Here is a 20,814-nt window from a genome sequence, read left to right on the forward strand (position 1 = left end):
CGGCGAGTGGCTGGATGAACATTGAGTTCGGGTGAATACGCCGCTCACCGCTCGCCCATGGCCCGTCGCGTTGGACTTCCGCTTGTGGCCGAGTTGGCGACTGTGGCCTTTGCCGCCGACAGGCCGATGCTGCTCTCGAGATGGTGACCGATGCTGCGGTGCTACCCGATGTCTCGCTGGCGCAAGCCAGGGCCTGTTCCTCGGCGCTGTGGCAGGGCGATCCGGAAGGCATGCGCACGTTGAAGGCGGTGATCCGGGAGCACTGGGCCGGCTTCACGGCTGGTCGGTTGGAGAGGACTTCCTGATCTGCTCAGGAGACGCCGGAGGCGTCGGCTTGCCTGCCTGCTCGGTCTGCTCTATCCAGGAGATACATTGCTGCTTCAGGATGGCGATGCCTGCTTTGGTGGAAATGTCGGGACGGCAAAGCACGAGCTTGCATCGATGCCGACCGCGCAAGGCAATGTCCCCCACTGCGGAGAAGTCGCCCTCGTTGCTTTTCAATAGATAGATGGTGCAGGTCCATGGCCCCGAGCGGGTTTCGTGAATAAAAGTCTGTTCATTCATGACACACCTCGTGACTCTGCGCGGGCGCGCGATCCCGCATCAATGGCTCGGTGTGGGCACAGGCAGGGATGAACATACCCGCAAGTTCCGAACGCACCAATTCAGACGCTGAGGAAATGGTTTTTTGACGGTCGTCATGAAGAATGCTGGACGCCTCCAGACGCGATCACAGGCCGAGCGAGTTGCCTCATGAATCCCTGAAAGGAAAGAGCAGAGATTGAAGGAAATCCGCTCGACCTCCAGGGGCCGAGCGGAAAAGCCTTGCGCCGTCACGCACAGGCGTGCGTGCAGGGAGGAGACACGGAAGTCCATCATCGGCGTTGCGCGGACCGGTCCTTCGCAAGACGAAGCCGGGAACTCCCGCCCTGAAGATCGATTTTGAATGAATGGGTTCAACGGGCGCTGTCGATGATCTGGCCACCGTCAGGCGTCAGGCTGTACCCTGTCAGGTACTGTGCATCCTTGCTGGCAAGGAACAGGACGACCGGCGCGACGTCTTCCTCCGGCGATCCGTAGCGGGCCAGCGCATTGGCCGGCGGAGGAACGTTCGCCGCGCCCCAGGTGTCCGCGATCGGCAGCACGTTGTTCACGGTGATCTTGTCGGCACCCCACTCGCGTGCGGCAGAACGGGTCAAAGCGCGCACGGCTTCCTTCGCCATGTTGTAAGGGCCATAGCCCACCGAGCCAAGGACGCCAGCCAACGAGGCGAAGTTGATGACGCGGCCTTCACCGCTGGCCTTGAGGTGGGGATAGCAGGCTTGCATCGTGCGCAGATAGGCAATCGGGCCCATCTCGAAATTGCGCTGCAGTTGCTCGATTGACAACTCGAGGATCGATGACGAGACGGACGACGGATCGAAGGCGTTGTTCACGAGGATGTCGATCCCGCCGTACGTGGCCGCCACCTTGTCGATTGAGGCCTTGACCTGATCGGGGTCGGCAATGTCGCAGACCACGCCAAGCGCAACGCCGCCTGCCGCCCGGATCTCGGAGACGACACGATCGACGTTTTCGGCAGTGCGTGAAACAACGGCCACCTTCGCGCCTTCGGCCGCAAACAGCTTCGCGGTGGCGCGGCCGATGCCGCGACCGGCGCCGGTGACGAGGGCAACTTTTCCATTCAGTCGAGTCATGATGAATTCCATCAGTTGAGGGTTGCTTGCTGCGCCGCCATGGCCAGGGCATCAGGCGACGGGATATCGCGGGCAAGGTTCTGCGTTGCGAACGAAGCGACGAGCAACACGAGGCCCACCGCTGCAGGCAGGGCGCCGCCGGGCTTGCGCACACCAATGTGCGCAAGCCCGGAGAGCAGCAGGTGATAGAACATGCCCGCGTAGGCGAGATCGCTCAGCGGTACGCTGATGCGCGACAGGATCGCGGCCACAGCCAGGATCTTCACGACAGTGAGGACCGGCACGAGATAGCCAGGGTAGCCAAGATCGGCCAGCGCTTGGCGAACCCAGTCCCTCTTGGCTACGTAGGCGGCGGCAGAAGCCAGATAGAGAAGCGACAGCAACGCGGTGCTGATCCAGTATGTGTAGTTTCCAGTCATGAGGTTTTCCTGATCGAGCGTCATTGCATCGATCCGCAGCAAGGATGTCGCCTAACATCGAAAACCACAAGTAGGATGAAAAAGTGATGCCTAGTATGGAAAAGCAGACCAAGGGAAATGCCGAGATCAACATGCACGAGGAAATGCGCCGCGCGTTCGCGCTGCTCTCGGGCAAATGGAAGCTGGAAATCATGTGGCTGCTCAATCAGCGCATCTACCGCTTCGGGGAACTGCGAAAGGCGATTCCCGGCATCACTCAACACATGCTGACGGCGCAGCTTCGCGAGCTCGAGGCGGATGGCCTGGTGTCGCGCACCGTCTTCGCGGAAGTGCCGCCCCGCGTCGAATACGAGATCACATCGAAGGCCCGGGGACTCGGTCCGACGATGCAGGCGCTCACGGCCTGGTGGAACGAGCATGGAAAGAGCGTCCCCGTGAAGTCGACCGCGCGCGGTCGCAAGGCCAAGGGAAGCTAGATGCGGTAGACCAGGCGAGCGCCTGATGACGTCCGCGGCCATCGACGCTCCGTGGGGCGGCGCCTCCGCGATGACGCTGTGCGTCTTTGCGCTGATCGCCTCGGCGCTCCAACAGATGCTTTCGTCGAGGCCAATCGCATCAGCGGCGGCACCGCGCCGCTCTTCGCGTACTCGGGAGCGGGCATCGAGCAACTGTCGCAACGGCTGGCATACGAACACCTGAAGGGCGTTGTCATTTCCCAGGTCACCCCAAATCCCCAAAAGGGCAGCAGCCGCCCAGTGCGCGAGCTCAACAACGCCGTGGCCCAGCAAGGCCCAACGTCTGATGACACTCAGTGTCGCCACGTCAATCACTCCTGTGCTCCCGCCGCTGAAAGCGGCAGGCCGGGGTTACGACGTGGGTCAGTTTTGGATGGAAATCACACCACCGGCAGCAGAGGGATCGCCCCGCCGATGCCTGGGAAGGCGCGCTCCCCAGGAATCACTTGGCTGAGCCTATCGACCAAAAAGAGAAGTCGAATTGCAAAGTTCGCCGGCGCAATTGGCGGCCGCAAAAAAAAGGTTCTTGGCCTGACCACTTGGCATCATGTAGTCCCCGATCAGTCCATGGCCCTGCGCCCCCTGCGCATTGACCTGCTCCATCCACTTGGCACTGGCCTCAGCCGGATCCAGCGCAGAGAAGCTGAAAGTGGACGACTGGCTGCCGTCTTGCACATACAGCAGGCCGCTGCGGTCTGAGAAGCTGTACGGAGAACGGAACCGGAAGCCACGTGCGCCCTGCCCATTGAGCTGGGCCAACAGATCCGCATCGCTGCCTGGCGAGGAGGGAAATTCGTAGGCGTAGCGCGCACCGCCGGCGCTGCCCTTCTCGTAGATGGCCACGGTTTCCGTGCCGACCATGAAGCCCGGCGCCAAGTTCAGGTAGCCGTTTGCCCCCTGTGCATTGGCCTCCTGAAGAAAGCCCGCACTGCTCGAGGAAGCGGTGGTGAGAACATACGAATAGGTGCCGGCGTCGTCCTTTCTGTAGAGCGTGACGCTCGCACCGCCCACCGCATAGGAGCCGGCCCAGCGGAATCCCCGTGCGCCTTGTGCATCGAGCTGCGCCTGGAACGCGCTGCGATTGGTGGTGGTATCCAGCAATTCGTAGACGTAGCTTGCACTCCCATCCTTCACATAGGTCTCGACGGTACTGACGTTCTGCCCGGACACAAAAGCCAGGGATGTGAGAAAGCGAAAGCTCCGTGCGCCCTCGGCATTGAGATGACCGAGGAACGCATCCTTGTCGGCAGCGGGCGACAGCGCCTCGTACATGTACGTGCGTGCTGCCGCAGCAGGTGCGGGGGCGGGAGACGGCGCCGGAGAAGGCGCTGGCGTACTGCCAGAATCCGGCGGCGCAACGGATCCCATGGGCAGTGAGGAAAATCCGCCGCCGCCTCCTCCCCCGCCACCGCAAGCGACGAGGACCGCGGCCGCGACAGCGGTAAGAACCAGTTTCAACTTCATATCTTCGAACCTCCTTGAATGGGACTTCTCTTTGGATGGGCCTCGTCAGAGGCAAAGGTTGCGTGCCGCCATTTCGGTGCTGCACGCCGCCAGGGTGGATGCGTGTCTGCCGCTGAAACGACGAAAGAGTCCAGCCTGCCCCGCTCCTTCAGCCTGCAGCCAGTCCGCCTCGAACGCCGCCACGACGGCCGGTGAGGCCCGGCGCCAACTCTTTCGATGTCGCGTTCGATATCCCGACTGCAGAGCGCCCGTCGATGTCGTTGTTCGTTGGTGAGCCCATGGCTCGCCAGAGCCAAGGCCAACGAGAACCTGTGGGTACCGACCAGTCAGACACACGCTATGAACGCGAATCGCAAGATTCCTGCTTTGGAGAATTGCCGGCTTGGCGCGGTGGCAAGCGCCCTCTCAACGAGTCGCACTCCTGTGTGCGCATGTTGAGAGAGGGCCCTACACCCCTCACGCCGAATGGGCGCGCTGGAGTCGCAACGATCTGGCGACGACGCATCGGTGGTGCCCGTACGGTCACCACCTCGGCACATGCTAGTTCGGGTGTCCCACATCCCGAGTGCAACTTCATCCACATCCGGTGGAGAGCCGGCACCGCCCTCTCAGCCGTGGAGACGCAGCCACGTCCGCGACCAGGCACACCAGGCCACGGAACATGCTGGCCCGTTCTGTGCCACCCGCAAACCGCTTGACGCTTCGCCGGCCAGCCCAGATACTTAAGCATCTTCTTAAGTTTTAGACCGGCGATGTCCTTTGCCCTCTACTACCACCCGCTGTCTTCTTTCTGCTGGAAAGCGCTGATCGCGCTCTATGAAGCCGACATCGCCTTCGAGGCGCGGCTGGTGAATCTCGGCGATCCAGCCGACCGTGCCGCCTTCCAGGCGATCTGGCCGCTGGCCAAGTTCCCCGTGCTGCGCGACAACACGCGAGGCAAGACGATCCCGGAGTCGAGCGTCATCATCGACTACCTGGCGCGCACCGAGCCCCGCGCCGCGTCCCTGGTGCCGGGCGATCCCGAGTTGGCGATGCAGACCCGCCTGCTCGATCGACTCATCGACAGCTACATCCACGCGCCATTCCAACAGGTCGTTGCCGAACGGTTGCGCCCCGATGGTCAGCACGATCCTTTCGGCGTCGAACAGGCGCGTCGCCAGATCCGAGCGGGCTATGACCTCGTCGCCCCCATGATCAGCGGCAGCGGGCCCTGGGCCATGGGCGAGTCCTTCACCATGGCCGACTGCGCGGCGCTGCCGGCGCTGTTCTACGCCGACTACGCCGTCGGCCTGACCGAATGGCCCGAACTCGCGGCCTACCTCGGTCGCCTGAAGGCGCGACCCAGCGTGGCCCGCGTGCTGGCCGAGGCCGAACCCTACTTCCAGTACTTCCCCCTGAGGAACGGCTGATGCCACACGCGACCGCCAATCTCGACCTGACGTTCCAGGCGCTCGCGGACCCGACGCGGCGCGACATCGTGGAGCGCTTGTCGCGCGGCCAGGCCACTGTCAGCGAGATCGCCGAACCCTACGCGATGTCGCTGCCGGCCGTCGTCCAGCACCTGGCGCTGCTGGAGGCCAGCGGCCTGGTGCGCTCCGAGAAGATCGGACGGGTACGCACCTGCCGCATAGATACCGCCACGCTCAGCCTTGCCGAGCTGTGGTTCAACCGGCGTCGGGCGGAGTGGGACCAGCGTCTCGACCGCCTCGGCGAACACCTCAAGCACTTCCCAGACGGAGAATCAAATTGACAAATCAGACCGAACAAAACCGCAGCGTGTCCCACGGGGTCTTCACCATCGAACGCACCTATGCGGACGTGAGGCCGCAGCGGGTGTTCGACGCATTCGCGAGCATCGAGGGCAAGAACGGCTGGTTCACTGCGCCCAATGACAACTGGGACATCGTCGAGCGGACCATGGATTTCAAGGTCGGCGGCCGCGAGCGACTGAAGGGCAAATGGAAAACCGGCATGGTGACCGAGTTCGACGCGACCTACTTCGACATCATTCCTGGAGAGCGGATCGTCTACGCCTACGAGATGCACCTCGACGGACGCAAGATCTCGATCTCGCTGGCCACCCTCGAGTTCAAGGCATCGGGTACGGGGACCCAACTGATCATGACGGAACAGGGCGCATTCCTCGATGGCTTCGATGACAACGGCAGCCGGGAGCGAGGCAGCCGCGAGATCATCGACAAGCTCAGTGCCTATCTGCAGCGCTGACGAAAGCCAAAGACCGGGGCCACCTTAACGCTCGGTCAGAGCTTGACGTTTGCGCTGCACTTCGCAGTCGACGTGCCTTGCGACACGGCGACTGCGTGTTGCACGAACCTGACGCCGGTGAAACCCTGGGGCGCTCGCTGCAGGAGCGACTCGCACGACGACGCTGTGCCGATATGCCGAGGCGGTCCGCAACGGCCTGCCTACCCTCCCGCCCCTTCCTCTGTTCGGCTGGCGCGAAACTCTGTAATAGTCCGGCGAAGGCCGTCCTTGCCTGAGGCGCGGGCCGCGGGAAGCATCTGACCTGAATCGCAGACCCGCTTTGAGCAAGCATCGCTGATGGGCGCTGTTGCGTAACCTGGATTCAGGGCGAGCCTCCCCTTACCCCAGACGCAGCTGGCCCGCTCCACGGTCGGGCCGTCCACTCAGGGGTGCGTCCGCTGTTCAATATTGCGGACACGTGCTCGCCTGTTCAAGCCCTCATTGCAATCCGGCCCAGACCGTACGCTTACTCGGAATGCGTGAGTCACGCTTTTTGACCGGCACAAGGTTGTTTTGCGTGGCACGCTCCGGCGGCACCAGCACGCTTCGCCTGAGGTGCGCCCAGACATGCGCTGGGTCATGGCGATAGCGCACGGACCACGACATCTGCATCAAGAAATACCAGATCGACCGGCCAAGCCGCGCTCTGGGCTTTGAACTTGGAGACAGCAGCAGATCGCGAGTCGGGGTTGGCGGGCCTGTGGGGTGGCTCTGCCGATGCCGGGCTCGCCGCTCAGGTGAGTAAGGTGATCCTTCCTGTGCTGGGTGAGCCTGAGGCGACTCATCGCGGATCCGGTTTGCGGATGCAAAGAATGCTGTTCAAACCCACTGCAAAGAACCTGGGCGCCAAGTCGCCGTCGCTTGACTTCTGCTAGCCGCCACCTGCGTGGGCGGCCACAACAGGTCGTCCAGAAGCGCCACGGTGGCACCCAGGCTGGCAGCTTCAATGCGGTTTTTGTTCAAGAAGGCCTGCCACTGGCGCAGCTTGGCTGCATCTTCGCTGAACTGCTTCGTCAGGGCCAAAGGCCGCTCGGCAGGCAGCGCGGTCTGGCGCCGGGCAAAGGTGGCGGCAATGGCTGTAGCAAGCATGGCACCATCGACTTCCGTGCGCCGTGCAATCACTGCGAGGTCAAAGAAATCCTTCATGCGACTGTTCGCTTGCCCCAACATCACCATGGCTTGGTACTTCTCGGCGATCACGGTATAGACCGGGTACACCCGCAGCGTGGGGGGCTGGAAGTCGCTCAGCAAGGTGGGATAGGCCACGGTTTGTGGCCCAGGAGTCACCGCGTCACCAAAGCCCACATCGATCTGCAGCGCGCAACGCGCGGAACCTATGCGTGCGATCAGCGTGATACGGATCCCGCCGTAGATGTTGTCTTCGCGAATGGCCTCGGCTTTCACGGACTCGGGGTCAAACACGATGCCGTCACCCAAGTCCATGGCCGCGACCTCCCGGAACGTGGCGATCAGGTTCGCCTGATCGTCGGGGCCAAATCCCAGCAAGTCCACATCACGCGTCGGGCGATGTGGGGTGTCGTACCACAGTGCAAAGAGCAGCGCGCCCTTGAGCAAGAAGCGGCCAGCATGCGATGAGAGGCTGACGCGCGCCAGCAGACGCTCCATTCCGAATTGATTGAGCAACAGGTTGTAGTCGTCGCCCCGTTGCTTGGCGAGCGTCAGCAGCCGGTTCAGGATGGATGCGGAGAGATTGCTGGTCATTGCGTCACCGCCTCGAGGTAGGGCTGCATGACACGTTCGACACGGTTGATCCTGGCGAAGTGACCCAGTTCAGCCATCGTGACCTTGCGATTGCGCCAAGCATCTTTGAGCGCCTCCAGCGCCACGTCCAGGCCAATTTTGTTGCGAAACTTGAAGCAGTCGGTCACTGTCTTGGCGGGGCTGTATACGCGGATGGGTGCGCCGTGGTCGGTCACCGTCTGAATGCCATCGCTGTATGCAGCGCCGCGCAGGCGAGCGATCCGTAGCGCCGGGTAGCTCAGCGTCGGGGTTTGCGTCGCCTCGGGCAGTGCAATCCAGACTTCATGAGGCATTTGCGTGCCGATCTCGTGGAATTGCAGCGCGCTCAGCAGGCACAGCACTGCCTTTGGCACACGCTGACAAACCTCGATCAGCGTCTGGTGCTCGGTGACCTCGGCACCGGGCAGCCCGTACAGACCGCGGGCAAATCGTTGCAATTTACCGGCTTGGTGCAGCCGGATCAAAAGCTGCGGCGACCAACCGTGCTCGCGCACATCCGCCGCCCGCAGCACGTGTCGGTGCCCGGCCAGTTCGAGGATGTGATCAGACTGGTTCATCGGGCACCGAGTTTAATATTCACACTACTTTTATTCAAGTGAAGTGAAATCCAATCGGATAAGGTGCTACCTCACCAGCAGGCAGGGCGGGATGCGGTGCTCGCACGCTCGCGCACCGTCCGGGCATCGACGGTGCAGGACGACCAGTGTCTCGACTAGAAGCGGGCACATAATTGCCCGCTCAGAGCGAGCTCACGATTCCACCAGGAGTTTCGATGAACTGGAGGCCATCCAAGTCTGCACGTGCCCTGCCGGCGGTCGCGACGGGCGCGCACGCCATCGGGACGGCCGCGTTCGGCTCCATCCTGATGGGCGCAGCGGCCTTGGGCGCCATGGCCTTCGGGGCCTTGGCCATCGGTCGACTCTTTGTGGGCCGGGCTCGAATCCGCCGGCTGGAGATTGACGAGCTGGTGGTCCGCCGTATTCGGGTCATTGAGCAACTGACGCCCCCGCCGACGCCGGAGCCCCCTGACTTCCATCGATGAGGTGAGTCCGGACCGCGCGCCGCGGAGCACGGACAAGCCGCGTACGGAAGGACCCGCGCAGCGTCTGTGAACACCGGGAGGGCTCAGAGCCTGCCGCCATAGATGCCGGCCACACGCAAGGCCGCGATCAGCGCCACCCCCGGCCATCGGCCCGAACCGGATCGACATCCACGCCGCCCCTCGCTCACGTCCAGTTCGTCCCCACCCAGCTGCGCACCGCGGCCCACTCGAGCGAGTTCTCGATGTAGTCCTGCGTCGCATTCACCAGCTCGCCCACGTTCTTGTAGTCGTCCAGGCCGAACGGCTGGGCGAGCGGCAGGTTGGCGCGCATGTAGTTGTCGCCGAGCAGCTGGGCGGCCTGGGTCGCCGCCAGTTCCGCGGTGGCGTCCATCGTGAGATTGAGCAGTGCCGTGGCCGGCACCACGCCATTGCTGAACGGCCAGAGCCAATGCGTGACGCCCCAGTCGAGCGGATTCGGCACGGCGCTGGTCGGCACGCCCACCGGGTTGGCGCCGGTGCCCAGCGACAGCATCACGATGTCCGACGTGGCGCTGGCGTAGCCCTGGTAAATGGCTTCCACGATCGCCGTCATCGAAGGGTTGTTGGCGAAGGTGCCGCCGTCGGCGAAGTAGCCGAAGTCGCCCACCTGGTAAGGCGGGAAGTAGGTCGGCGCAGCCGAGGTGGCCAGCGCGGCCTCCACCATGCTGATGCCGCGATAGGCGTTGCTCGGGCCGTTGGAGATGGTGCACGGCTCCCAGCTGTTCTGGCTCGCGTCCCACAGCCGCGCGGAGTTGACCGCCACGAAGCGGCTCGCCGAGGACAGCGCGCCGTTGCCGACCAGCGTCTCGGCGACCGACTGCAGGCCGGTGTTGACGTACTGGCACTTGAAGATGCCCGGACCGCTGCCCAGCAGTTCCTCGGGCGACTGCGCCGGCGCCCGGTCCTGCTGCTTGGACTGCGCATCCAGCAGCCAGCCGTTGGGCTCGAAGAGCTTCGCCCCGTCGCTCTCGTAGAGATCGACGAGGGTGTCGATGCCCACGCCGTTCACGAGGCTCAGTCGTGGCGACCGGCCTCGTGCTCGGTGACGCGCATGCCGCTCAGGCCTTCCTCAGGGCGACCAGGACGTAAGCATCGACCTCCTCGCGCAACGCCTGCGCAACGCCCGTGGCGGGATAGCGCTTCGTCAGGTGCTCGCAGAACGGCTCGAGCGTCGTGGCCGTGAGGTCGTCCATCGCTTCGACGACGAAGCCGGCGGCATGGCAGTCGCGCAGGTAGCCCGCCGCGTCCTGCCGGGCGTTTTCCGGGGGGACCCACCACGGCGGTTCCACCACGGGATTGAAGAGCATGTCGCTCATCAGCAGCATGCCGCCCGGCTGCAGCACGCGGGCGGCCTCCACCAGGAAATCGAAGCGCGACCGGAAATGGAACGCCGCTTCGACCGAGACGACGCATCGCACGCTCGCATCCGCAAAGCCCAGCCGCGTGGCGTCCATCGCGCAGAAGGTCGGACCGTCATGCCGCTGCCGCGCATGCGCGAGCTGCGCGGGCGACAGGTTCACCCCGATCACGCGCGACGGCGCCAACAGGGCCGCGAGCTGCGCGGTGGAAGCGCCCAGGCCGCAGCCGACGTCCAGCACGAGGTCTCCCGGGCGGCACAGGGCGCGCGCGCCCACCGGGACGGCCGGCGCGGCCACGCGCCGTACCAGCGCGGCGCAGGCCTGCGCGAGGCTGCCGGTCGCGGCGTCCCAGTGGCCGACGTTGTAGTAGTCGCCGCCACCGTAGAACGCGCGCATCTGCGCGTCGAGGATCATGCGGTCGTAGCGCTCGACGAATGCGGCGTCACCCATGGCGCCCCTCCTCCTGGCTCAGCAGCATGAGCGGCAGGGCGGCCAGTCCCCGCTGCACAAGGGGCCCCCGGACCCGGCGCAGGGCCGGCATGTTCGCGGGGAGCGCGAAGCCGCGCGCCACGATCTTCGAGAACGCCGTGGCCCCGATGCGCAGCGCCAGGCGCGCACCGATGCAGCGCCACGCACCGCTGCCGAAGGACAGGGAGTCCATGGGGTTGGCCCGCGCGAAGTCCAGGCCGTCGGGATCCTCGAAGACGGTCTCGTCGCGGTTGGCCGACCCCGTGCACACGAGGACCTCGTCGCCGCGCGCGATCTCGCGCCCGTGCAGCGCGAGCGGCTCGCTCGCCACGAGCACGATGTACTGCAGCGGACTGTCGTGGCGCAGCAGCTCCAGCATCGCCCGGTCGGCCAGCGCCGGCTCCTGGCGCAGCCGGGCCTGCGCCTGCGGATGCATCGCCAGCGCCAGCAATCCGTTGCCGATGAAGTTGAGCATGTTGTGGTGCCCGGCGTAGACCAGCACGAGCAAGGCGTTGAGCAGCCGGTCGCGTCGATCCGCCGCAGGGCCCTGCGCGTCGACGGCCGCGTGCAGGCCCGAGATCAGCGCGTCGGGCCTGTCCTGCGCCTGGTCGATGAGCGCATCCATGCAGCCCTGCAACCGGGCGACCGGCCCCGAAGCGGGCGCCGCGATGCCCGCGCCGCGCAGGCCCTCGAACAGCGAGCCGTCCAGGCCGCCCATCGCCTGCGCAAGTGCCAGCGTCTGCGCATCCGAAAGACCCAGCATGTCGCCCACCGCCTGCATGGTGAGCGGGTGCGCATAGGCGGCCAGCACGTCGTGGCTGCGGCCTTCTCCGAGTCCATCGAGTCCATCGAGTCCGCCGCCTCCGCCGTGTCCACCAAGCCCGTCGAGCAGCCGGTCGGCCAGCGGCGCGAGGCGCTGCGGCATGCGCTCCAGCACCTGGGTGTTGAACACGGCACTCATCTGGCGGCGCAGCGCACCGGGCGGGTCGGACGGCGCGAACAGGCGCAGGGCCTGCGCCAGCGCCCGCTCGTGCGGCGAGCGCAAGGCATCGAGCTCGGGCGCGTGGCCCCAGTGCGCGCAGCGCGGATCGCGCAACAGGGCCAGCACATCGGCATGGCGCGAGACGATCCAGCGCCCGGGCGCCACCGGGTGCACGGGCGACTGTTCGCGCAGGCGCCGGTAGACCGGGTAGGGATCGGCCAGCGCCTGCGGCGAGAACGGATCGAGCAAGGTCGCGTCCATCGCCATCAATAGCCGAAGAGGTAGTTCCAGCCGGTGCGCAACTGGCTCGGGTAGTAGGTCCGGAAGGTGATGCCCTGCAGCGACTGCGAGACCCGAAGAAAGTTCTCGCCTGCAGGTACGATCCGAAACCCTCGCCTGGGAAAGTCGTTACCGGCGGTCCAGGTCGATCCGGTCGCGGCACGCACCGGCTGCCCCAGGTCACGCGCCGCCGTCCGGGCCACGCCGGATGTGCCCGCGTAGCAAACCCCCGACAGGTCCAGGCCACCGCCGGCGAAGTTCGCCCCACCCAGGTCGGCGATCACATGCGAAATGTCCTGGTTGGGCAATCCCTGCCCGACCGGGCCCACAGGTCCGTTGGTGAAATCCAGCCTGGTGTTGCGCGCGCCCCCATGCGCGTTCAGCCCCACCACGTCGCGCCGGCCAATGCCCGCCACGCCAGGGCCGATGTTGCCTTCGCTCACGACAGTGGCGCCATGCAGGGTTGCATTCAGGCGCCCGGTAGGCCGATTGGTGATGACCCTGCTCGGCCGGGCGAGCCGGGAGGCGGTTCGGTAGTTGACCGCGCCCGTGATGCCTCCCAGCACCGCGCCGGACGCAGCGCCGATCGCCGCGCCCATCCACGCGGCCTGGCCCACGCCCTCGTTCAGCGGTCGGCCTTCGATGAGGTTCACGCCCACCTGGTTCATGGTCCCGGCCACCACCCCGTCCGCAGCACCCGCCACGGCCCCCACCACGATGCCGCTGCCGATGGAGGTGGAGGTCGACACCCCGATGGCGCCGAGCGCGGCGGTGGCCATCAGGCCCCCGCCGAACGCCGCGGCGCCCCCCGCCGCCCCCGCGACCAGGCCGGCGGCCGCGTAGAGGAAGAACTTGCCGACATCGAAGTTGCCCTCGTGCGTGACGGCGTAGGTCACCGCGCCGACCACGGCACCGATGATCGCGCTGACGATCACGGCGATGAGGAAGGCCGTCAGCGCCTCCTCGCCGTCCGGGTCCACGAGGCCGATGGGGTTGTTCAGCACGTAGACGTAGGGCGACGATCCCTGGCGCCGCGGGTCGACGGCGACGAAGCGGCCCAGCTCCGGGTCGTAGAAGCGCGCCTGGTAGTTGTACAGGCCCGTCTCGGCGTCGAACTCCTGGCCCGTGTAGCGGTAGAACAGGATGTCCGGCCGGCTGGAGCCGGCGCGCGTGACCGTCACGCCGAAGGCGGTGTAGTCGTACTGCGCCACCACCGCGCCGGTGGCGTCGACCACGCAGCGCACGGAGCCGAGGTGGTCGCGCACCACCGCGTAGCGCTGCCCGCCGAGCTGCATCCCGATCAGCCCCGAAGGGCCGTAGAGGTACTGCGCCCTGGTGTCCTCGGCACCCGCCGTGCGGCTGAGCTCCAGCAGCGGGTTGCCGCTGCTGTCGCGCAGGTACTGCTTGGCGCTGATCTCGGCGCCCGCGGCATCGGTGAGCCGCTTCACGCTGCGCGCCTGGCTGGCGTCGTAGCCGAAGATCACCTTGTGCCCGTTGTCCAGCGTGATGGTGTCGGTCATGCCGGTCGACGGGCTGTACGCGATGTCGCTCAGGCCCAGACGCTGCGCCGCGATGGCCGCGCCCTGCGCGTTGTAACGGAAGGCGTCGAGCGTGGTGCCTACAGCGTCCACGGTGTCGACGCGGTCGGTGTACGGCTGGTAGGCGTAGGTCCGGGACACGCCGAGTGTTTCCAGCGTGGCGAAGTTCCCGTTGGCGTCGTAGCTCAGGGCCGCGTCGGTGCTGTCCTGGCCGTTCTCGCTGCGCTGCGCCATGAGAAGGCGCGACTGCGTGTCGTAGGCGTACGCGAAGCGCTGTGCGTCGCCGGCATCCGAGACGGTTTCCACGCTCGCGATCTTGCCGTCGAAGTAGCCCGCGTCCTGGTAGCCGCCCTCGGTGTAGCTCAGCCCTTCTTCCCAGATGGTGGTGCCCGCACTCGTGGTCGTGGTGGTGCCCTGCAGCCATCCCGGCGGGCCGTAGCGACACTGGCTCAGCAGGTCCAGGGCCGCGGCCAGCCGGACCACCGAGCGCTCGACCTGGCCCGCCGCGTTGTACGAGAAGGTGGCGAAGGCGTCCGGCTGCTGCGGCGTGCCGACCTCGAAGACCTGGCCCAGGCGCGTGTAGGCATAGCTGATCTGCGCGATCTCGCTGTCCTGCGGGTAGGTCAGGCCCACCACGCGGCCCAGCGCATCGTAGGCATAGCGCGTCGTGCGCGCGGTGGCGTCGAAGGCCGTGGCGGTCTGCGTCTCCTCGCGCACCAGGCCCCCCGTGTCGTAGGCATAGCGCTGATCGACCTGCGTGAGCCCGTCCGGCGCCTGCTCGGTGCTGCGCACGAGGCGGCCGAACTGCGTCGGATCGCTGCCGTCGCCGTCGTAGGCGTAGCTGCGGTTCACGACCGCGCCCTGCGCGGCGCCCGGCCAGGCCGGGTCGTCCAGCGCGATGCGCTGCAGCGCCTCGCGGTTCCACTCGGTGCGCACGACGCCGGCCTCGATGTCGCGGCCGATGGCGTCGTACTTCACGTAGCGGATGGTCGCCAGGCCATCCTTGTCGTCGGGACCGGCCGCGAAGCGCAGCTGGCTGCCGGGGCCGAACACCGAGCGCGTGAGGCCCGCATCGGGTTCGCTCGACTCGATGCCCTCGCCCAGGAAGTTGTAGGTGGTGGTGCTCGCCCAGCGCCCGGCATCCGGGTCGCCCGCGCGCTGCGCATCGACGCCCGCGGGCGGCAGCGTCTTCACGAGGCGGCCGCTGCCGTCGTAGAAGTACTGGGTGACGGCGAGGCCGCCGTCGTCCGTCAGGCTCAGGCTGGCCAGCGCCTGGTCGGTCTGGCTCGTGAGCGTGAAGCCCGGGTTGCCGTTGGGGTCCGTGATCTTCTTGACGAAGTACTGGTTCGACGGCCAGGTGTCGCCGCCGAACTGCCCTTGCACGTTGGTGCCGTAGCTGAACTGCTGGATGTGCGGGTTGAGGTCGACGCCTGCGCCGGTGCCGCCTGTGCCGTAGGCGATCGCCAGCGCCTTGCCCGGCGCGCCCTGGCGCGAGGCGAGCGACTGCGCGGTGCGGAAGTACTCGGTGCGCACGTACGGGAAGCCTTCGTCGTCGGGGTAGGCCGACGCGGCGCGCCCCGTCATGACGCCGCTGGTCGGATCGAAGCTCAGCACGTAGTCCGCGTCGTAGGCGAGGCCCCGGCCCGGCGCGTTCGCGGGTTTCACGCCGATCGCGGCGCGCCCGATCGGGTCGTACAGCGAGCCCGAGACGATACTGCCCTCTCCCGTGAACGACTGCTGCTGGCGTTCCTTGCCCGAGCCGTCGAGGAACACCGCCGAGAGCGCCGGCGCGCGCAGCATCGCCAGCGCCGAGACGCCGACACCCGTGCCCGTGAGCACGAGGCTGGCCGCGCCGCGCACGAGCGCGCCGCCGGTCTGCGCGAACAGCAGGCGCCCCCCGGCGTAGAAGTGCACCGAGTTCGTGCCGCTGGCCGGATCCACCGGCACGAACAGCGCCCAGTCGTTGGCGAAGCGGGCCGCGCCGAGATCGTGGGTCGTGCCCGCCAGCGTCAGGCGCCAGCCGGTGGCCGGCTCCCAGCGCACGCTCAGGTCGGCGCCGATGTCCACCCCCGTCGCGCCCGCCGGCGGGATCGGCGCGCCGTCCGTGTCCTGCGGCAGGCGGACGGTGACGATCACGCCGTAGTCCGCGAGGTCGTTCGAGGGACGGAATGCGATGCTGTCGGTGCCGCTGCCGGCATGGGTCAGCACGCCGTCGATCACCTGCCAGGCCGCGGTGTTCGCGATGTCCCACTGCGATGTCCAGTCGCTGCCCTGCATGAAGTCGGCAAGAACGCCGCCGCCGGCCGACGCCACCTGCGTCACGGCATTGGGATCGGTGGGCGCGAACACGAAGTCGGCGCGCGGATCGTTCTCGCGCACCAGGTAGGCCATGCCGCCGCCGTGCACCTGGCCGCTCGCGCCCGCCTGCGCCGCCACGCGCTGGCGGCTGTCGAAGACGCTGCGCGCGGTGTTGCCGTTGAGCGCCAGCGTGGCCGTCTCGGCGCCGTAGAGCTCGTCGTACACGCTCACGCCGACGCTGCCCACCAGCGGCGCGAACATCACGTCGTCCAGCAGCAGCACGCCCTGTGCGCCCGACTTGGCGTTGCACAGCTGCAGCGACACCGCGTTCGCCGACGCACCACCGCCTCCACTGCTTCCACCGCCGGCCGGCCACACCACCGGCCAGTGGCGGTAGGCCCAGGCGCCGTCCGAGCCCGCGATCTCCAGGCTCAGCGTCGCCTGGCCGCCGGCCACGACCTGCCATTGCGCCTTGCCGGCCACGCCGTCGAATCCGGCCGGCGTCTTGACCCAGCAGGCGAGGATGTAGGTCTTGCCGCCCTCCAGCGACAGCCCGGTCGACAGCACCTGCGAGGCGTCGCCCGCCAGGCGCAGCGCGCGGCTGCCGGTGTGCGCGTCGCCGGGCACCACGAGGTCGCCGGGCAGCGGCTGGCCGCCGAGGCGCCAGCGCGCGAGGTCCTCGTAGCTTTCGAAGCCGCTGTAGAGCGTTTCCGCCGTCGTCGCGTTGGCGAACTCGGCGACGCGCGCGGTGCCGCAGCGGTTGAGCAGCGTGGCCGTGGGCCGGCCGAAGGCATCGCGCGCCTCGATCGTGGTGCCGCCGCTGTCGCGCACGGTGACCTCGCCGCTCAGGCGCCACAGGTCGTCCGAAGGCAGCGCGGCGTTGTCCCATGCGTCGAAGCGCACGGGAATCGGCAGCGTGGGGTCATAGACCGATGCGCTTGCGGCCACGAAACTGCGCCTGGGCGCCCAGCGCTCGCCCGCGCCCTCGGGGTCGTCGAACCACGGCGCCAGCGTGTTGAGCGAGACGGTCTGCGGCAGGCCGGGTTCGGCCATGCCGTCCTCGCGCCAGAAGCGGATCGAGACAGCCACCGGCGCCCAGATGTGCGCGGCCTTGAGCTGCGCGTACGCGCTCACCTGCCACGCGTAGTAGACCGCGCGCGACAGGATCTCGTGCTTGCCCTGGCTGTTGTAGTTGTCGACGAAGTCGCTGCCCAGCAGGCCGGTCTGCCACGAGTAGTCGGAGCCCACCTGCCGCGTGACCGCCACCGAGGCGACCAGGTTGCCGTCGCGCACCGCCACGGGCAGGTAGCGCGGGGAGGCCGGATCGGGATGCAGGCGCCAGTGGCCCCCGTCGCGCGCCGGCACCAGCAGGGCCTCGGCAGGCAGCGCCACGTCGCGTTCGCCGAGCGCCCGGACCAGCGCGGGCGGAACGGCCACGGGCTGCGGCGCGCGGCCGCGGGTGGAGGCAGACGAGGAAGCGGACGAGGACGCGGAGACGGATGCGAGCGCGAGGCCGGCCTGCGGCACCTCGATCGCCTGCTCGTACTGGCTGATCTCGGTGCGCGGGCGCTTCACGTAGCCGCCGATGATCGGCAGGCGCGTCGAGGCGTCGTCGATCGAGGCGATCTCGGTGCGCACGTCGTAGACGTTGTAGGTGCGCTCCACCGGCATGCCCTCGGCGTCGTAGTCCGTCTGGTCGAACAGCATGCCGTTGAGGAAGCTGTAGTACGTGGTCGCCGACGGATCGAGCATCGCGTCGTCCGGCACCAGGCCGCTCGTGCGCGGCGAACGGTTGTTGTGGAAGCGGTACTCGGAGCGCCCGAACAGGGTGTCGACCGGGGGCGGGTAGGCCACGCCCGCGGTGCCTGCGTCCGCGCCATAGACGACGGTGGCGGCCGCGAATTCGGTGACGGTGCCCTCGGGCGAGACGGTGACGTTGTCGCAGTCGTAGTAGAAGCGCGAGCATTTGCTTGCCGCCGCCCACACGCCGCCCCAGTCGTCGGGGTAGCCGTCGTCGATGCGCAGGGCCTCCACCGGGTAGCCGCCGACCTGGCCCTCGATGCCGTGCTGCACGAACTGGTAGAGCTTGAGCGCGCTGGGGTTGTCGAAGCTGCCCTGGTAGGTCATCAGGGCGCTCGGCCCCGCGAGCGAGGTGCCCTGGCCGCCGTCGGGCACATGGATGCGCTCGTTCGCCAGCACCACCTCCGCGGCCGCGTCGACCGTGCCGTTGCTCAGCGGCAGCACGTGCGTGTTGCCGCTCTGGTCCTCGTAGGCGATGAAGTACGGCGCGCGGTTGACCAGGCTCTGCGCGACCATGTTCGAGTCCAGCACGTACACGGGCTGCAGGACGTTCGCCGGGTCGCGGTAGTAGACCTGCCGGTCGACCGACACGTAGTCGCCGTTCGCGGTGGGCGTGATGCCCAGCTGCGAGATCGGGATCTGGACGGCCGCCTCCCAGCTCGGCTGGTAGGGGTTGAACAGCGCGATGGCCGCCTCCTCCTTGCCCGAGACCACCGCGACGTCGCTGCCGTAGACGAAGCGCGGCGGGTCGCCTGTACCGCCGGGCACCGGCAGCGCACCCGGCTGCCAGGTCTGCCCGTCGTAGCGAAACAGGTTCGCCACGTTGCCCAGCACGCTGCCGCTGACCACCGACTGCGCGTAGGGCAGCTCGGTGTCCGCGTCGATCGTGAGGCGCTCGTCGAGCACGGTGCGCGCGTAGAAGCTGTCGTCCCACTGCAGCACCTTGACCGTGTAGCGGATCGTGCGGTCGTCCCCGCCGTTGACGTAGGTCATCGAGGCGAAGCACGAGCCCAGGCTCCAGAAGTTCGAGGGCGTGCTGTCGGACTGCCAGTCGACATCGCTGAGGGTGCTCTGGTCGATCTGCGCGGCGGCGAAGCCCGAGCCCTGGCGCACGCGATACCACAGCTGCAGCGAGACGCGGCGCGACGCGGCATCGGCCGACGCCAGGGCCACGTAGTCCGCGCTCGCGCAAAGCGCGTAGCTCGCGTTCGAGGGCACGGCGAAGGCCCCCGATTCGTCGATCCAGCGGCCGGTGCGCTCGTCCCACACCTTGGCCATGAGGTTCGGGCCCGAGCTCAGCGCCACGGCGAAGTCCGTGCCGGTGGCGAGCTGGGCCTGCTCGCCGTTTTGCAGCGGCAGGCTCGTGAAGCCCTGCTCGGCGATCCACTGGCCGTAGCGCCCCTTCTGCTTGTGGAACAGCAGCACGAGGAAGTCGGCGCTGGTGCCCGCGGTGCGGCACGCCAGCGCGAAGAACTCGGGCTGCACCGACACCTGCAGCGTCGCCAGGTCGATGTCCTGCGACAGGTTGTAGGTGCTGGGGGCCTCCACCCACTGCCCGTTCCACGAGAAGATCCGCACGTCCAGGCCGCTGCTCGCGCCCTCGTAGTTCACGAGCACCGCGTAGTCCGCGCCGAACCACACGCGCGGCGTGCCGCGCGAGGCCACGGGCAGCGCGCGGTCGGTGCCGGCCAGCAGCGTGTGGCGGTAGGTGTAGCTGATGCGTCCGCCCTGCGGGTAGAGGATGCTGCGCAGGGCGCCGCGGTTGAAGTCGGCGCTCAGCTGCTGCGACGGGTCGTTGTAGTAGTCGAAGCGCACGTCGGGCATCGCCAGCCCCTGCGGCGTGATGTAGGTCACGGCCGTGAGGTAGCGCTTGACGTAGTCGGGGTCGTCCTGGTGGTTCAGCGACATGTTGACCAGCGCGTACTCGAAGCCCACGCGCTGGATCAGCGCCCCAGGCGCGGACGGCGCGTCGTCGGCGTTGCGCACCTCCACCGAGGCGAGGAAGTGCGTCTCGTAGCGGTCCTGGTAGGCGTGCAGCGAGGGCGTGTTCGGGTCGAGGTGCGGCACCTGGTACTCGCGCGCCGTGTCGTCGTTGCGCTTGGGCGCGTAGTTGAAGACGAGGGTGCGCACCATCGGCACCACCACGCGCTTCAGGCGCGAGGACACGGTGTAGGCCAGCCCCGCGTTGTCGCCGATGACGGCGAGGGTGTTCTCGTACTCCATGCGCACGCCGTCGCCCCAGGGCGGCACGATGGCCGCGAGGTTCCAGCCCACCGCGTAGCGGCTCTGGCCGGAGCTCACCACCGTGGCATCGCTCCAGTTGCCTTCGGCGCCGACCCACTTGACGCCGTACTGCACGGGGCCGTCGTCGCCGCCGTACAGGCGGCGCGTGCCGTCTTCCTGCACCAGCTCCCACTGCTCCTTCTGCGGGTAGTAGCGGATGCGCCAGAACAGGTAGTTCTCGGCCTCGTACTCCCAGTAGGTGGACGTGACCGCGGTGCGGAAGAGCCGGTTGGAGCTGCCGCCGGCCACCAGGTAGCACACCCCGTCGATGGGCTTGGCCGCGAGCGCCGCGTCGCGCGCGATGAACTCGTAGCCCAGCGACCATCCCATCCCCACGGGGCCGGTGGGCGCCGTCAGGTTCCAGGTGTCGACCTGCTCGCCGGTGTTGCTGTTGTAGATCAGCGCCAGGCTCGCGTCGATGCCGCTGCGGCTGGCGAGCGACACCACGCTCAGCGGCACGCTCACGTCGCCGCGAAACAGGTTCACGCTCTGGGCGATGCCGCCCAGGCCGCTGGGGTCGATCTGGAAGACGCGCTCCGCGGGCGTCTGGGCCTGGGCGCCGAGGCCCTGGGTGTCGGTGGTGTTGGAGCCGGACATGGAAGGTTC

15 protein-coding genes are annotated in these 20,814 nt (G+C 67.4%); 5 read left to right on the forward strand and 10 right to left on the reverse strand.

Annotation, left to right across the window (positions count from 1 at the left end; all coding sequences use genetic code 11):
• Positions 1 to 273: 273 nt before the first annotated feature.
• The 3 genes from ABL840_RS19420 to ABL840_RS19430 all read right to left on the reverse strand — a co-directional run bounded on the left by ABL840_RS19420 (position 274) and on the right by ABL840_RS19430 (position 2,140).
• Entirely contained in the window at positions 274 to 564 is a 291-nt protein-coding gene (locus ABL840_RS19420) for a hypothetical protein (RefSeq protein ID WP_143043073.1), read from the reverse strand.
• Positions 565 to 956: 392 nt separating this feature from the next.
• The gene (locus ABL840_RS19425; RefSeq protein ID WP_418116342.1) at positions 957 to 1,709 is read right to left on the reverse strand and encodes an SDR family NAD(P)-dependent oxidoreductase; all 753 of its coding nucleotides are present in this window, start codon (positions 1,707 to 1,709) and stop codon (positions 957 to 959) included.
• On the reverse strand, positions 1,709 to 2,140 hold the full coding sequence (locus ABL840_RS19430; protein ID WP_240652321.1) for a DoxX family protein: 432 nt from the start codon (positions 2,138 to 2,140) through the stop codon (positions 1,709 to 1,711). Before ABL840_RS19430 ends, ABL840_RS19425 begins: the two co-directional genes overlap by 1 nt.
• Positions 2,141 to 2,211: 71 nt before the next feature.
• Between ABL840_RS19430 and ABL840_RS19435 the strand changes: the two genes are divergently transcribed.
• The gene (locus ABL840_RS19435) at positions 2,212 to 2,592 is read left to right on the forward strand and encodes a winged helix-turn-helix transcriptional regulator (RefSeq protein ID WP_093206243.1); all 381 of its coding nucleotides are present in this window, start codon (positions 2,212 to 2,214) and stop codon (positions 2,590 to 2,592) included.
• A gap of 495 nt (positions 2,593 to 3,087) precedes the next feature.
• Here ABL840_RS19435 and ABL840_RS19440 read toward each other — a convergent pair whose 3' ends face one another.
• On the reverse strand, positions 3,088 to 4,095 hold the full coding sequence (locus ABL840_RS19440) for a hypothetical protein (protein ID WP_093308054.1): 1,008 nt from the start codon (positions 4,093 to 4,095) through the stop codon (positions 3,088 to 3,090).
• Between the two features lie 752 nt (positions 4,096 to 4,847).
• On the opposite strand from ABL840_RS19440, the gene ABL840_RS19445 reads away from it, so the two are divergent.
• From ABL840_RS19445 to ABL840_RS19455, 3 genes are read left to right on the forward strand one after another with little or no spacing between them, the layout of a single operon-like run.
• The gene (locus ABL840_RS19445; RefSeq protein WP_093308053.1) at positions 4,848 to 5,504 is read left to right on the forward strand and encodes a glutathione S-transferase family protein; all 657 of its coding nucleotides are present in this window, start codon (positions 4,848 to 4,850) and stop codon (positions 5,502 to 5,504) included.
• Positions 5,504 to 5,845, forward strand: a complete 342-nt coding sequence (locus ABL840_RS19450) for an ArsR/SmtB family transcription factor (RefSeq protein WP_093308052.1) — start codon at positions 5,504 to 5,506, stop codon at positions 5,843 to 5,845. The genes ABL840_RS19445 and ABL840_RS19450 overlap by 1 nt, the downstream gene beginning before the upstream one ends.
• A gap of 26 nt (positions 5,846 to 5,871) precedes the next feature.
• Positions 5,872 to 6,321, forward strand: coding sequence for an SRPBCC family protein (locus tag ABL840_RS19455; protein ID WP_418116343.1), 450 nt, complete (start codon positions 5,872 to 5,874; stop codon positions 6,319 to 6,321).
• Positions 6,322 to 7,179: 858 nt separating this feature from the next.
• On the opposite strand, the gene ABL840_RS19460 is transcribed toward ABL840_RS19455, so the two are convergent.
• Together ABL840_RS19460 and ABL840_RS19465 are read right to left on the reverse strand one after the other, a co-directional pair.
• Positions 7,180 to 8,082 carry a nucleotidyl transferase AbiEii/AbiGii toxin family protein gene (locus tag ABL840_RS19460; RefSeq protein ID WP_093308050.1) on the reverse strand — a complete coding sequence of 301 codons (903 nt, stop codon included), beginning with the start codon at positions 8,080 to 8,082 and terminating at the stop codon, positions 7,180 to 7,182.
• Positions 8,079 to 8,678 carry a type IV toxin-antitoxin system AbiEi family antitoxin domain-containing protein gene (locus ABL840_RS19465; protein ID WP_093308049.1) on the reverse strand — a complete coding sequence of 200 codons (600 nt, stop codon included), beginning with the start codon at positions 8,676 to 8,678 and terminating at the stop codon, positions 8,079 to 8,081. The genes ABL840_RS19460 and ABL840_RS19465 overlap by 4 nt, the downstream gene beginning before the upstream one ends.
• A gap of 215 nt (positions 8,679 to 8,893) precedes the next feature.
• On the opposite strand from ABL840_RS19465, the gene ABL840_RS19470 reads away from it, so the two are divergent.
• Positions 8,894 to 9,163, forward strand: a complete 270-nt coding sequence (locus ABL840_RS19470) for a hypothetical protein (protein WP_093308048.1) — start codon at positions 8,894 to 8,896, stop codon at positions 9,161 to 9,163.
• Between the two features lie 184 nt (positions 9,164 to 9,347).
• On the opposite strand, the gene ABL840_RS19475 is transcribed toward ABL840_RS19470, so the two are convergent.
• The 4 genes from ABL840_RS19475 to ABL840_RS19490 are packed head-to-tail and all read right to left on the reverse strand — an operon-like array spanning position 9,348 to position 20,805.
• Complete coding sequence (locus ABL840_RS19475) at positions 9,348 to 10,211, reverse strand: patatin-like phospholipase family protein (protein ID WP_418116344.1); 864 nt, start codon at positions 10,209 to 10,211, stop codon at positions 9,348 to 9,350.
• 49 nt (positions 10,212 to 10,260) lie between these two features.
• The gene (locus ABL840_RS19480) at positions 10,261 to 11,010 is read right to left on the reverse strand and encodes a class I SAM-dependent methyltransferase (RefSeq protein ID WP_093307934.1); all 750 of its coding nucleotides are present in this window, start codon (positions 11,008 to 11,010) and stop codon (positions 10,261 to 10,263) included.
• The gene (locus tag ABL840_RS19485; protein ID WP_176947688.1) at positions 11,003 to 12,271 is read right to left on the reverse strand and encodes a cytochrome P450; all 1,269 of its coding nucleotides are present in this window, start codon (positions 12,269 to 12,271) and stop codon (positions 11,003 to 11,005) included. Before ABL840_RS19485 ends, ABL840_RS19480 begins: the two co-directional genes overlap by 8 nt.
• Before the next feature lie 5 nt (positions 12,272 to 12,276).
• On the reverse strand, positions 12,277 to 20,805 hold the full coding sequence (locus ABL840_RS19490; RefSeq protein WP_093307937.1) for an RHS repeat domain-containing protein: 8,529 nt from the start codon (positions 20,803 to 20,805) through the stop codon (positions 12,277 to 12,279).
• Between the last annotated feature and the right edge of the window lie 9 nt (positions 20,806 to 20,814).

It is taken from the genome of Variovorax sp. NFACC27, from assembly GCF_048301545.1.
GTDB classification, from domain to species: Bacteria; Pseudomonadota; Gammaproteobacteria; order Burkholderiales; family Burkholderiaceae_C; genus Variovorax; species Variovorax gossypii.